Origin of the sequence: Oligella ureolytica DSM 18253 (assembly GCF_000373745.1) — a bacterium.
GTDB classification, from domain to species: domain Bacteria; phylum Pseudomonadota; class Gammaproteobacteria; order Burkholderiales; family Burkholderiaceae_B; genus Oligella; species Oligella ureolytica.
Window position 1 is genome coordinate 17,983 of the sequence record NZ_KB892291.1, and the last position, 14,507, is coordinate 32,489.

Genomic DNA, 14,507 nt, shown 5'->3' on the forward strand with positions numbered 1-14,507 from the left:
TATTAGAAAGAATAATTTACCGTAAAGCCAATCACGGTGTTTTTAGTTTTAAATGCGGTCGGTTTTTTTAACGGTGTACCGACAAAGAGATCGTAATACCATTGTCCCCATCGTCCGCCCATATCGAGCTGGCCACGCAGACCGACAGCTCCACCTGCTAATGTTTGACCTACAAGCAAATCAGCTGAGGGGCCACTCACACGGCCAACATCCAGTCCCACATAAAGTTGATGGCTAGGTTGGTATTGCCAGGCGATATCATTACGCCAATACCAACCACGTTCAGCCATTAGATAATATTCCCCATCAAAGCCACGCACTGTATAACGACCGCCAATGGCTAATTGATCTTGTGTGACCAGTGGGCTTTTATTCCATTGCGCATGAACACGACTGTCCCAAGAAAAATTCTCGCGCGCAGCAGTAAACGGAATATGCCAATGCATATCCGCGGTAATAATTCGCATACGCGACGTGCCTTCACCAAAGAGATACTCTGCCGGCTGCTCACTGCCAAATATACCGGTACCACGACGATAGGACACATCGAAACCTAAGGTACTTTGCCTAATAAACTCCTTATGAGAGAGAGTGGCTTGCCAACCACCCATCTTCTTACGCTGTACCTCAATCTCCGCATCAGCAATATAATTGTGAGAGCGCCGCTGCCATAACTTCGCACTGAGCTGAGTTTTGCGTCGACTGTCCCGATAAAGCACTCGACTCAGGCCTATTTCACGGTTTAAGCTACGCCCGTTATAGTCATAATTCTCATAGGCACCTGCAATCGCTTGGTGGTAACGATGATAGTTTTGATTATAAAAGAGCTGCCAATGCCCCCAAGGAATCGAATAGTGCAAGGAATAACTATCGGTGTGACTATTAGTCCGGTTCCCCGCCTCATCACGCAAACTGATCTTATCGCCTAAACTACGGTTATAGGAGATATAAAACAGGTCACTGAGCCCCAAAAGATTATCCCCGGAGAGTGTGGCCGTGCCTATATAGCGACCGGTCTGCTGGCTACCTGAATTATCCAGACCAAGACTAAAACGAAACGGCACAATGCGTTGCCGCCAATCAATATACACATCACTGCTATTAATCGCCTCACCCGCCTCAATACGGACTTGAGCTTGCGCGGTAGGCACACGACGGTAATTCTCTAAACCCTGCTCTATATCTCGTAGATTAAAAACATCACCGCTACTCGCCGGAAGCTCATTCTGTAACCAAGCAACACGGCCTCCATAGATACTATCGTTGTTATCGCTATGATTAATCCTAATCGAGCCAATATAACCGGGGATAACAGTCAAATACACAGTGCCCTGACTCAGATCCTGTGCTTCCAAGACAATCCGGCTAGTGGTAAAACCACGCTCAATCAAGGCATTTTGTGCATGAACACTTAAAAGCTCTAGCCCCTGCACGCCAATACATTGACCCACTCTAAACTCAGCACGCCCTATCGCTTCGCCTAAGGCAAATTGAAAGCGCGCCGACTTCTCTCCTCGCAGCTCAACATGCTCAATAGGAAAACAGGGTGATTCTTGTCCTAGAGAAGACAAAGCCCCTATGTTGGCACTTTGAAGACCGCTCTCTAAACGCACATCTTCCTGTGTTTGACGCTGTGATTGCTGAAAAGTGTCTCGTTGTTGTTGACGTTGCTCTTCAAACTGCGCCGTATTTGGAATGGATGAGTTGCTTTGAGCGTAGCTAAGCGGCACAAAAAAAGTCGACGCAATAAGCGCCCCAGCCCCTAGAAGATGAAAGGATAAATGAGCCATAAAAAAGGGTTTCCCTAACAATACTTATAATTTTGTTTTAATTTAAATTAATTATAATATATATACATTAGAGATCGTTTACTTTAGCAAGAACTAATAGCTAATTATTACTACTAGGAATTACCCTTGAATAAAAATAGAGTCGGAAAATCTACAACTCTCCGACTCTATCTTCATCCTAAGCTACAAGCAACAAATCAACCGGTATTTCTTAAACCCGTCGCAATACCATTAATCGTCATCAGAATCGATCGTGCCACACTACCTCGTTCGCTACTACGATCCATGGCATCGCCCTCAACCTCCCGCAAACGATGCAGTAATTTAACCTGCAAGTAGTTCAGCGGATCGACATACAAAAATCGTTCTTGCAAAGCATTTTTAAGGTTAGTATTGTCAGCCAATAAATCATGCTGAACGATCTCTTTAAAATACCTCAACGTCAAAGCAAACTCATTTTCAATCTTGGTAAATACTGTATCGCGTAATGCTTCGTCCTGCACTAAGGTGCTGTAATGTCGACCAATACCCATATCGGTCTTGGCCAAAACCATTTCCATATTAGACAAAAGCGTATTAAAGAAAGGCCACTCCTCAGCCATCGTCCGAAGCACACCTAAACGCTCCTCGCGATTCAAGGTGCTGAAGTCACGACCTTCGGCACTCACTGCACCCTCTTCAATAAAATCTTGAAGTGCTGTACCCATGCCATACCAACCCGGAATCATCAAACGGCATTGAGCCCAAGAAAAAGTCCAAGGAATCGCTCTGAGATCTTCGATTCGCTGCCCTGCCTTACGAGAAGCTGGTCGTGAACCGATATTTAGTTCAGCGATATGGCGCACGGTGGTACTTTCTACAAAGTAGTTCGCAAAACCCTCAGTGCCATAAACTAACTCACGATAAGCCTGCTCCGAGCGTGCAGACATCGACTGCATCACGGCATGATAACCAAGCTCACCGCACGCTTTAGCATCTAAAGCGCAGGTCTCCTCGCCTGTTTGTGCGGAACTTTGCTCCAATAAGCTCGCCTCTAAGGTAGCGGTTACGATCTGCTCCAAATTCCACAAACCTGTCTGCGGTGTTTTGTACTTAAACTGAATCACCTCGCCTTGCTCCGTCAAACGGATCTTGCCTTGGACTGTACCTGCCGGTTGAGCCAAAATCGCATCATAAGTTGGGCCACCACCGCGACCCACCGAACCACCTCGGCCATGGAATAAGCGCATCGCCACGCCATGTTTTTTAAAGACCTCGACCAGAGCCAACTCAGTTTCATATAAAGACCAATTAGAGGTCAGATAACCACCGTCTTTATTACTATCGGAATAACCGAGCATGACCTCTTGCAAACCGCCTTGAGATTCCATGATCCTCTGTTTGACCCATGGAATCGATAGCCACTGGTCCATAATTTGAGCACCGGCCTCCAAGTCAGGAATAGTCTCAAATAAAGGCACTACGATGAGACCATCATTCGCCTTAAAGGGCTTTATCTCGCCCGTTTCATCACATTCAATAGCAATCAAACCAGTCTCTTGTTGCAAGAGCAAGAGCTCCAACATATCACTGAGGGTTTCAGTATGAGAAACAATACTTTGCGTAATCGCTCGATGTCCGTATTGCTGACGGATAGCGGCAGCAGTTGTTAGAATTTCTAATTCGCGTGTAGCCTCTTCACTATACTCCTGCCAAGGCGTTACTAAAGGTCGTATTTCAGCTAACTCTTTAAGCAATAACTCAACCTTGTCTTCTTCACTCAATTGACTGTAAATGAGCTTTTGACCCTTAAACTGCACACCTGCACGTAAAAAGACCTCTTCTAAAACACGTTCGTGTACATCCGAGCTCTGACGCAAATCGATTGTAGCCAAATGAAAACCAAAGATATTCACTGCATAAATCAGATTTTGCAGACGTAAATCAATCACTCTTGCTGCATGATAGGTATTCAGAGAAGCTGCCACCACGTTGAGGTCAACCAAGAAAGCATCCACATCATCATAGACACGACCAAATTCGGCCTGTGGCAAATCAACTTGACCACCAGTCAAGCTCTTGGCCGTTGCTGCCAAGCGAGCATAGATGCCAATCATTGCACGACGGTAGGGCTCATCTTCACGATGCCGTGAGCGGTCATGGCTGAGATCGGCAAGTTTACGCAACTCCTGTGATGCCGGGGCAAAAGCATCACTTAAGGATAGCTCTGTGCCAAGGGCATGAACTTCGCGCAAATAATGATTAAAAATGGTCGCTGCCTGTCTATAAATAGCAGTTTTTAAGGTGCTAGCATTAACAAAGGGGTTACCGTCACGATCGCCGCCAATCCAGGAACCCATGGTTAAAAACCCGGCTATTTTATTGCTGTCAACCACAGTATCTTTGGATAAATACTTGTACATCTTGGCGTAGAGCTGAGGAATAACTTGTAAAAAAGTTGATTCGTAAAAATTCAGCGCATTATCAATTTCATCTTCAACAGACAAGGTATCAAAGCGGAGCATCCGGGTATACCAAAGCAACTGAACCTGTCCCAATATACGCTCAGCAATCGCGGCTTTTTGACGATGATCATTAACTAAATGATACTCACGCAATGAATCAGAAATGACTTGGTGTCTATCTAAAATACTTTTACGCTGCACCTCAGTCGGGTGTGCTGTTAACACCGGTACAATATTTACTTCATCCAAATAATCATAAATCGTTTGACTGCTCACACCGGCCTTGTTGAGGCGCTCAATCGTGCCGCTCAAGCCATGCATATTAGGTGTTTCAAACTGATGATCCAAATGGTCCAGACGGCGCTGTAATCTGTCCTCAGCAATATTAGCTAGGTGCATAAAATAACTAAATGCACGACTTAACAGCTTTAACTCTTGATCACTTTTTTGATCGATTTCAGCGATCAGCAACCTCATCGCCTCCTCAACATCAACCGCGCCCTCACCCTGATTGACAGCTGCTCGACGAATGGTTACTGCCGTACGACGTAAATGTTCAATTTGACCAAATAAGGACTCACCCTCAGACTCCTTAATACTAAAACCTAATAGTCGTCCTAAAAAACGAATATCATCCTGTAGCTCTTGGTATAGAACCTCACTGGACTGCTTAGACTCCTCTAGCCGCTGACTTTCATTTTGTGCAAGCACCCTATCACTCCTGTTTATATTTATAGATTTTGTTATTTTGACATAAAAAAGAGCGACACACTAAAACTAGTGATCGCTCTTTAAGTAGTCATGATCAACGAATTGATCATACGTCAGAAATTACTTTCTACGCTCTACCTGAGACACGTCACGTACTGCACCGCGGTCAGCTGAAGTAGCCAAAGCAGCATAAGCACGTAAAGCCTGTGAAACAAAACGATCTCGATTCAGTGGCTTCCAGGCATCGGCACCGCGCTCTTCCATACGCTGACGACGTTGTGCCAACTCCTCATCGCTAATCGCTAAATTGATACGACGATTTGGAATGTCGATTTCAATCTTATCACCCTCTTCAACTAAGGCAATATTACCGCCCTCAGCAGCTTCAGGTGAAGCATGACCAATGACTAGACCTGAGGAGCCGCCAGAGAAACGACCATCAGTCAATAGCGCTGCTTTAGCACCTAAGCCCTTCGACTTAAGATAAGAAGTCGGGTAGAGCATCTCCTGCATACCAGGACCACCCTTAGGCCCCTCATAGCGAATAATAACAACATCGCCTTCTTTGACCTGATCACCCAAGATACCCTCAGTGGCCGCATCTTGGCTTTCATAAATTACAGCTTTACCCGTAAAGGTTAAAATACTCTCATCGACACCGGCCGTTTTAACGATACAACCATTAGGTGCTAAATTACCATATAGAACTGCTAAACCACCATCTTGCGAATAGGCGTGCTCCTTATCACGGATACAGCCATCGACACGATCAGTATCTAATTCTTTGTAGTATTTATCCTGACTAAAAGCCTTGGTCGTACGCACACCGCCAATAGCAGAGCGATAAAACTTCTCAGTACCTTCAGCTTGCCCATCAGACATCACATCCCAGCGATTTAATACATCAGCCAAATCTTTACCGGCGATATGATTAACTGAAGTGTCTAATAAGCCGGCACGATTTAATTCAGCCAAAATACCAACTACGCCTCCTGCTCGGTGCACATCTTGGATGTGGTATTCGGCAGTAGCCGGCGCTACCTTACAAAGACATGGGGTATGACGTGAAATTCGGTCAATATCCTGCATGGTGAAATCAACCCCGGCTTCTTGGGCTGCCGCTAAAATATGCAATACAGTATTGGTTGAACCACCCATGGCCACATCTAAAGTCATTGCATTTTCAAAGGCTGCTTTAGTAGCAATGGCGCGAGGCAAAGCGGACTCATCGTCTCCTTCATAATAACGCTTGGTTAGTTCCATCACCTTGCGACCCGCTTCGAGGAATAACTCCTTGCGCTGAGCATGAGTCGCCACAATGGTACCGTTGCCGGGCAGGGCAAGACCCAAGGCCTCATTTAAACAGTTCATTGAGTTAGCGGTAAACATACCGGAACACGAACCACAGGTAGGACAGGCATTTTGCTCAATTAACTCCGTTTCCTCATCGGAAACAGTTGGATCACCCGCCTTGATCATCGCGTCTACCAGGTCAAGCTTAATAACCTTTTCGCCGCTATTAGTCTCAGAAGGCATCACACCGGCTTCCATTGGACCACCGGAAACAAACACGGTTGGGATGTTGAGACGCAAAGAGGCCATCAACATACCCGGTGTGATTTTGTCACAGTTGGAAATACAAACCATCGCATCGACACAGTGTGCATTAATCATGTACTCCACAGAATCGGCAATGAGTTCGCGTGACGGCAACGAATACAACATACCGTCATGACCCATAGCGATACCATCATCAACGGCAATCGTATTGAACTCCTTGGCGATACCGCCAGCAGCTTCAATCTCACGAGCCACCATTTGACCCAAATCTTTTAAATGAACGTGCCCCGGCACAAACTCCACGAATGAGTTGACAACTGCAATAATCGGCTTGCCGAAATCTTTATCCTGAATACCGGTAGCACGCCATAAGGCTCGTGCTCCAGCCATATTACGCCCATGCGTAGAAGTTTTAGAACGATAAGCAGGCATGCTTAAATCCTTATTAAAAATTAGTTATCACGCTCAATAGCAAAACGCGCTAATTGAAGTAATGACTGTTTATAAATAGAGTCAGGGAAAGCCTCTAAGGCATCGATAGCAAGTTCGGATTCCTTTTCTGCGATTTGACGGGTGTACTGTAAAGCATCAGTCGACTTAATTGCCTCAGCTACCGCTTTAAAATCTGCATCACCGGTCTCGATCGCATTGCGGATTAACTCAGCTTGTTCCGCTGTACCCTGGTTCATCACACGAATTAGAGGTAAGGTTGGTTTACCCTCACGAAGGTCATCACCAACATTTTTACCCAAAGCTTCGGCATCACCTGAATAATCTAACACATCATCAATCAATTGGAAGGCAGTACCCATGTGACGACCATAGGCAGCTGCAGCCTCTCTTAGCTCGGGAGTGACATCACAGATGATAGCACCGACTTCGGCAGAAGCCTCAAACAGCTTGGCTGTCTTGTAACGCACCACCTGCATATAGCGTTCTACAGATACATCCGGATCATGGACATTGAGCAACTGCAGAACCTCACCCTCAGCAATTACGGTCGTCGCTTGAGACAAGACCTGCAAGATCTCCATACGATTAACCGACACCATCATCTCAAAAGATCGAGAATACAAATAATCACCGACTAAGACACTGGCAGCATTGCCAAAAACAGCATTGGCAGTTTCGCGGCCACGACGCAAATCAGACTCATCAACAACGTCATCGTGCAGTAAGGTTGAGGTATGAATAAACTCAATAGTCGCTGCCAGTACATGATGATCCTGAAACTCACGCTCAACTTGCTGGTAGCCAAGTGCGTTAGCCATCATCACGACTAAAGCCGGACGTAAGCGCTTACCGCCGGAACTAATAATGTACTCACCGACTGTGCGAATCATAACGACTTCTGAATTTAAATATGATCGAATAACGAAGTCAACGGCCTCCATATCTTTTGTGATAGGGCTTAAAATCTGCGTAGCGCTCAAGACTCTTCCTGATAATTAAAAGTTAAACAGTTAAAAATTGCTTTGAAAGAAAAACGATTTCTGTCATCAGTCCAGACTTGCAAGACAAACACTACTCTTTCAAAACAATCTAAAATCATTCTATTATAGGGTAAAAAAACCAATTTAAAATTTATCAATGCTAATCTTGTAGTCATTTATTTGATTTAGACGTTTATAACCCTGAGCTTTGTAAATTTATGACTATCCATAAAAAAATTGACCATAAACCACAAAACATTCCCTTCTTAGATGATGTGATGCAAACAGCACATCAGGTTCTGCTTCAACTACAAGCTTGGTTACCGCCAGTGCCGCCGACAACTGACTGGCGTGCTATCGCCTATCGTTGGCGTCGCAAAGACAACACTGCCTGGCTAGAAGCAATCCATAAAACTGATGCAATTGAGCCTGTCGATCTACTGCATATTGAGCGGCAAAAAGAAATTTTAGAACGTAATACGCGTATGTTTGTCCAAGGCAAACCGGCTAATAATGTATTGATGACAGGCACCCGTGGCACCGGCAAGAGCTCTTTAGTACGTGCCATGCTGGGTCAGTTTGCCGGCGATGGTCTGCGACTCATTGAAGTAGACAAGTCTGATCTGGGCGATCTCCACGAAATTGTCGAATTAGTGCGCGATCGTGAGGAACGCTTTGTAGTTTTCTGTGATGATCTTTCCTTTGAGCATGGAGAGTCGGGCTACAAAGCCTTAAAATCCATCCTGGACGGCTCTATTGCGGACAGTGGCGATAACTTATTAATCTATGCCACCTCCAATCGTCGCCATCTCATGCCAGAATTCAATACCGAGAACCTTGAGCACACGACAGGCCCTCAGGGTGAAATTCATCCGGGCGAAGCAGTAGAAGAAAAAATCTCACTATCTGAACGCTTTGGTATTTGGCTGTCTTTTTATCCATTTAGTCAGGATCAGTATTTAGCCATTGTGGATTATTGGCTAAGAGATCTAGGCTGCCCTGAAGAGCATATCGCAGAAAGTCGCACTGAAGCCTTACAATGGACCCTTGAGAGAGGCTCTCGCTCAGGTCGTGTCGCACGTCATTTTGCTCGCGACTGGACGGCCCGGCACCTCAAAAGTTAGTTGAGGTTAGAATTAATATTAACAATATAAATAAAGCCAGGACATCAGGAACTTCTATGACCATTCAAAAGCCCTTTTTAGACGTCGCCGTCGGTGTAATTATCAATGCCGAAGGTGAAATACTTCTAGCTCAAAGACCTGTGGATAAGTCTTGGTCTGGTTGGTGGGAGTTCCCCGGCGGTAAAATTGAAAGTGGTGAAACGGCAAAAGAAGCCTTACTTCGAGAACTCAAAGAAGAGCTTGATATTCTGGTGACTACCGCAACACCCTGGGTCACTTTTGATTATGAGTACCCAAAGACCAAGGTGCGTTTGGCTTTTTTCCTGGTTAATGCCTGGGAAGGCACACCCAAAGGCATGGAGCAACAAAACTTAGCGTGGACCCATCCCGAAAAAGCGAGCGAATTGGGTGAACTATTACCCGCCTCTCTCCCTCCGCTCAAGTGGTTAAGCCTCTCGCCACGCTATGCAATTACTCCTGAATTTAACGCAGACACAGATGCCGCAGCTTTAAGCACATACGTAGACCGTGTGATTACCAACGGTTCGACGCTCCTGCAGTTTCGCCAACCAAACTGGCCCAAAGGCCCTGCCTCTAAGGAGCTAAAACATCTTTTTGAAGAGCTATTGAGCCTATGCCGTCAGCGCGGCGTTAGCCTGTTAATTAACAGCATACACCCTCGCCAATGGTGGTCATTAGCTGATGGCGTACACTTACGCTCGACCGATGCAATACAACTGGACACACGCCCAATTCCGGAAGACAAGCTGCTAGCTGTCTCGACCCACCATTTAGCAGATATCTTATATGCGCAGGTACTAAGCGCAGATTTTATTGTCTTGGGACATGTCAATGATACGGCCAGCCATCCGGGCGAAAAAGCCCTCGGCTGGGAGGCTTTTGAAGCGCTTGCAAAAGAAGCAGGACGGCCTGTCTATGCGATTGGTGGACTTAAGCCATCAGATCTGAAGGTGGCACGTGAACACCATGCGCATGGCGTTGCGGGGATAAGCAACTTTTAGCCGATGGTACGCTGTCTCTGCAGGCAAAAAAAGCTATAATTTAATTACGCTTATCCTAGCGAATTACTTGACCGTTTTACCGTTTAAAGGTATATTTAATATACACCTTTAATACATACGCGGAGTAATCACATATGCTGCAGATTCAATCTCCTGGCAAGAAGCCCTATTCGCCACATCCCATTTTGAACTTAGGTTTTAGAGTATTTTTTGCAAGCGCAGCGATCTTTGCAATCATTACCATGGCGTTATGGATCTTCGTTTTTATGGGCAAGCTCAGCCTGGGCGGTGTTGTTTTCCAGCCCTTCTATTGGCATGCTCATGAAATGCTTTATGGCTATACGATGGCCATTATTGCCGGTTTTCTACTAACTGCTGTACAGACTTGGACCGGTGTTCCCATGCCTTATGGTAAGCATTTGTTAGCAATTTTTTCGTTTTGGGGGATTGCGCGTTTGATTTGGGCTCTAACAGCCTTCAATCCAAGCCAAGGCGTCACAATAACCTTAGTCATTATCGCTTTTATCGCTGATATGATTTTTATGGTTTGGATGGCCACTATTATTACGAGAGCCGTATTAAAAGCCAAACAAAAGCGCCAAATCGGTATCGTTTCCAAGATATTGTTGCTCGCACTAGCCAATGCCCTCTGCTATATCGGCATTTTGAGCCAAAACATGAATTTAAATCGCATCGGTATTTATCTGGGCTTTTACTTAATCATCGCCCTGGTACTCACCGTCGGCCGCCGCGTCACACCGTTCTTTACTCAAAAGGGCTTGAGCGTGGGTCAAACGACTGAAGTAACGGTTAAAAACTCAAAGGCCTTAGATGCCATGAGCTTAGGCTTCTTTGTCATCTTCTTTATTTCTGATGTATTTATACCAAATCCTATTTTATTAAGCGTGGCTGCCCTTGCCACGGCAATCGTTAATCTCATTCGATTAGTCGGCTGGTACCATCATGCCATCTGGAAAAAGCCCCTACTCTGGTCTCTTTTCCTAGGATTCTTCGGTATGTGTATCGGCTTTGTTATCTACGCTCTCCAAGCTTGGGGCATTGGCACACATAGTCTTGCTGTGCACGCTTTAGCCCTATCCGGTATTGCGATGATGACAATCGCCATGATGACCCGAGTGTCTTTAGGTCATACGGGCCGCAGCATTCATCAGCCGCCAAAAACCGTTGTGTGGATGTATATCCTTCTTATTATTGCTTTTATTGCCAGAGTAATTTTACCAATCTTTGATATGAGCTCTTACATCATGTGGTTAATGATCTCGCAGACCTCATGGATACTATGTTTTGTATTATTCTGCATCAGTTACCTGCCAATCTTATCTAGAGAAAGAGCAGACGGTGCTTTCGGCTAGAAAAAGCATTTAGAGGAATAATAATTATGCGTCTAACAACTTATAGTGACTATGCTCTGCGTTGTTTAATTTTTCTGGCAACACAAGAGGATAAAGAAAAACTGATGAATATCCAAGACATCGCTGATGTTTACGATATTTCTAAAAACCATTTAACAAAAATCGTTCATCAACTTGCGACCCTTGGTTATATCGAAAGTGTGCGTGGTAGAAACGGTGGTATTCGCTTGGCTAAAGAGCCGGAAACAATCAATATCGGGATAGTAATTCGCCAGACTGAGGCTGATTTTTCCATTGTGGACTGCTTTACTCCGATTACCGAGGAGGGAATTATCGCTTTACCAACAAGTGGAAAAACCCCTGAAGAAAAACTTTCGATAAAAAAACAAATGGAGCTCTGTAAAATCAGTCCTGTATGCAAGCTAAAGCATGTTTTCTATGAGGCGACACAACACTTCTTAAGTGTTTTAGATAAATACACGCTCGCTGATATGACAGAAAATAAAGCAGAGTTAAAGGCGCTTTTTGCGGAGTAAGCACAAGCAATACTCACCAATAAATAAAGCGGTTGGAAATCACATACCAACCGCTTTATTTTTAATCAGCCACGTTTAAAACGACACTACGCAGCTTTACGTGTTTTTAACCAATACCAAAAAATCGCAATGACAATCACTACGCCAAGCACACCCATCAACGGATAGACAGAGCCCACTAACTTGCCGAAACCGTACTCACTCAACCAAATACCGATGATAGTAGTAACAACAGCGATTACTCTGAATTTATTCGTATTAGGTTCAGCCCAACGTGATGCAAATGCAAAGAACATACCTACCCCCGTACTATAAATCATAGCCAGAACAGCCGCTACCGTTAGGTAAGCCAACGCAGGATGAATTTCACTTGCTAATAAAAGTGTTGGAATATCAATACCGTGTAATTTATCAATATTAAGGTATAAGGCAATATTTAAGAAAATAATTAAGGCACCTAAACCTAAACCGCCTAACACGCCACCAAAGCCGGCTTCTTTGCCGGATTTGCTTAAACCACCAAGAACCGCGAGCATAGGGAATCCTACACCAACATTGAAACACGCATAAAGTACGCCACTCATAAACCAACTAGGCACGGTCCAGCCCAAGAGGTTAATCACTGAGAACTGCTCTGCATGCATATTTTGATTTGCAACATCAAAATTACCGTTAAAGACGGCATACACCATAATCGATATGATGATAAGCAGCAGGAATGGAATCACAGCACTAATTAAATAAATAATGCTTTTCAGATTTAAGCATAGTGTGAGGATAACCAACACTGTCATCAAAATTGAACCTGTGATTGGCGCCCAACCAAACTGCTGCCCGAAAGCGGCTCCGGCACCGGCCAACATAATCACACCGACACCGTAAAGGAAGAAGTTCAAAATAACGTCAATGACGGCTCCACCGGTGGTTCCAAATAAACGCGATAGCACTTGGTTATGAGATTTAGCTTGCATCCTCGCACTGATTTGAGCGATTTGCATCCCTACAAAAGCGAACAAAAAGGCTGACACGATCGAACCGCCAATACCCCACACACCATAACCGGTAAAGAACTCAACAACCTCTCTACCTGATGCAAATCCCCCACCAACTACCACTGACATATACGCCATGGCAATTAACAAACTCTGTCTCATATTTTTTCCTTCCACATTAAGTGACTTATTTATAATAATAAACGCCTTGGGTTTTTGCTATAAGCAAAAACCCAAGGCAAAATCATATACTAAATTACTAGTACCTAGTGATATCTAACCCATCAATGCTAATTTCAGGCGTTTTATTAGCAATCAAATCCGCAGATAACTGGGCGGCACCGCATGCCATCGTCCAACCGAGCGTACCATGACCTGCATTGATAAATAGCTTTGGATATTTCGTTTTACCGATAACAGGCGTGCAATCAGGCGTTTTGGGTCTTAGGCCCGTCCAGAAAGACACATCACCACTTAAGTCCCCACCCTCAGGGAATAGATCCGCACAAATCATACGCAAGGTTTCTTCACGCTTTGGATTTAAAGTATAGTCAAAGCCACGCAACTCAGCCATCCCTCCCAGACGAATACGGTCGTCAAAACGTGTAATCGCTACCTTATAGGTCTCATCCAATATGGTTGAAACCGGCGCCATCTCATGATTGGTAATAGGTACGGTAATAGAGAAGCCCTTCATCGGGTAAATTGGTGCATTTAAGCCTAATGGCTTAATGAACTTAGGCGTAAAGGCACCCAGACAAACAACATATTGATCGGCGGTTTCTTTTTTACCGTCAATAATCACACCCTTGATATCATTACCTTCATATTCAAAACGCTCAAGCGTCTGATTAAAGCGGAACTCAACACCTAACTCTTTTGCTTTTTCAGCTAATTTTTGAGTAAAGAGCAGGCAATCTCCAGTTTGATCGCCCGGCAATCTTAAACCACCGGTAATTTTGCCGGAAACCCTGGCTAATGCAGGCTCCGCACCGGCAACACCCTTGGCATCTAATAGCTCATAAGGTACGCCCATTTCTTTTAAAACATCAATGTCTTTAGAGGCCGCATCCAACTGCTTTTGTGTGCGGAAAAGCTGCAGGGTGCCTTTTTGGCGATCCTCAAACTTAATATCAATTTCTTCACGTAGTCGATTTAATACATCGCGGCTGTACTCTGAAATACGTACTAAGCGCTCCTTATTGATCGCGTAGTCTCTGCTATTACAGTGCATCAGCATTTGCCACATAAAGCGGTACTGACTCATATCCAAGGTGGGTGCGATCGCTAAAGGGGCATGCTTCGATAAAAGCCACTTAATCGCTTTTAAAGGCACTCCCGGTGCAGCCCAAGGGGTTGAGTACCCCGGAGAGATTTGCCCGGCATTAGCAAAGCTGGCCTCATGAGCTACCTCTGATAAGCGCTCAATCACGGTTACCTCAAACCCTTCACGAGCTAAATAATAAGCAGTGGTCGTTCCGATCACTCCACCACCAAGCACTAAAACACGCATTAAATTACT

General features: G+C 44.8%; 10 protein-coding genes. 4 read left to right on the forward strand and 6 right to left on the reverse strand.

Annotation, left to right across the window (positions count from 1 at the left end; genetic code table 11):
* Positions 1-2 precede the first annotated feature (2 nt).
* From B092_RS0104335 to ispB, 4 genes are all read right to left on the reverse strand, one after another.
* Positions 3-1,790: a ShlB/FhaC/HecB family hemolysin secretion/activation protein gene (locus B092_RS0104335; protein WP_018574021.1), complete on the reverse strand. Its 1,788-nt coding sequence runs from the start codon at positions 1,788-1,790 to the stop codon at positions 3-5.
* A gap of 197 nt (positions 1,791-1,987) precedes the next feature.
* Positions 1,988-4,945, reverse strand: coding sequence for a phosphoenolpyruvate carboxylase (gene ppc, locus B092_RS0104340; RefSeq protein WP_018574022.1), 2,958 nt, complete (start codon positions 4,943-4,945; stop codon positions 1,988-1,990).
* Between the two features lie 120 nt (positions 4,946-5,065).
* A complete protein-coding gene (gene ilvD / locus B092_RS0104345) occupies positions 5,066-6,937 on the reverse strand; it encodes a dihydroxy-acid dehydratase (RefSeq protein ID WP_018574023.1) in 1,872 nt (623 codons plus the stop codon).
* Between the two features lie 20 nt (positions 6,938-6,957).
* The gene (ispB, locus tag B092_RS0104350; RefSeq protein ID WP_018574024.1) at positions 6,958-7,938 is read right to left on the reverse strand and encodes an octaprenyl diphosphate synthase; all 981 of its coding nucleotides are present in this window, start codon (positions 7,936-7,938) and stop codon (positions 6,958-6,960) included.
* Between the two features lie 278 nt (positions 7,939-8,216).
* Here ispB and B092_RS0104360 point away from each other — a divergent pair, with 278 nt between their 5' ends.
* The 4 genes from B092_RS0104360 to B092_RS0104375 all read left to right on the forward strand — a co-directional run bounded on the left by B092_RS0104360 (position 8,217) and on the right by B092_RS0104375 (position 11,993).
* On the forward strand, positions 8,217-9,062 hold the full coding sequence (locus B092_RS0104360) for an ATP-binding protein (RefSeq protein ID WP_040608155.1): 846 nt from the start codon (positions 8,217-8,219) through the stop codon (positions 9,060-9,062).
* Between the two features lie 56 nt (positions 9,063-9,118).
* Complete coding sequence (locus tag B092_RS0104365) at positions 9,119-10,084, forward strand: Nudix family hydrolase (RefSeq protein WP_018574027.1); 966 nt, start codon at positions 9,119-9,121, stop codon at positions 10,082-10,084.
* Between the two features lie 134 nt (positions 10,085-10,218).
* Positions 10,219-11,457 (forward strand): NnrS family protein, encoded by a 1,239-nt coding sequence (locus B092_RS0104370; RefSeq protein WP_018574028.1) that lies wholly within the window; start codon positions 10,219-10,221, stop codon positions 11,455-11,457.
* 26 nt (positions 11,458-11,483) lie between these two features.
* Positions 11,484-11,993 carry an Rrf2 family transcriptional regulator gene (locus tag B092_RS0104375; protein WP_018574029.1) on the forward strand — a complete coding sequence of 170 codons (510 nt, stop codon included), beginning with the start codon at positions 11,484-11,486 and terminating at the stop codon, positions 11,991-11,993.
* Between the two features lie 86 nt (positions 11,994-12,079).
* Here B092_RS0104375 and B092_RS0104380 read toward each other — a convergent pair whose 3' ends face one another.
* Both B092_RS0104380 and B092_RS0104385 read right to left on the reverse strand, forming a co-directional pair.
* Positions 12,080-13,147, reverse strand: a complete 1,068-nt coding sequence (locus B092_RS0104380) for a YkvI family membrane protein (RefSeq protein ID WP_018574030.1) — start codon at positions 13,145-13,147, stop codon at positions 12,080-12,082.
* 97 nt (positions 13,148-13,244) lie between these two features.
* Entirely contained in the window at positions 13,245-14,498 is a 1,254-nt protein-coding gene (locus B092_RS0104385) for a D-amino acid dehydrogenase (RefSeq protein ID WP_018574031.1), read from the reverse strand.
* Positions 14,499-14,507: the final 9 nt, after the last annotated feature.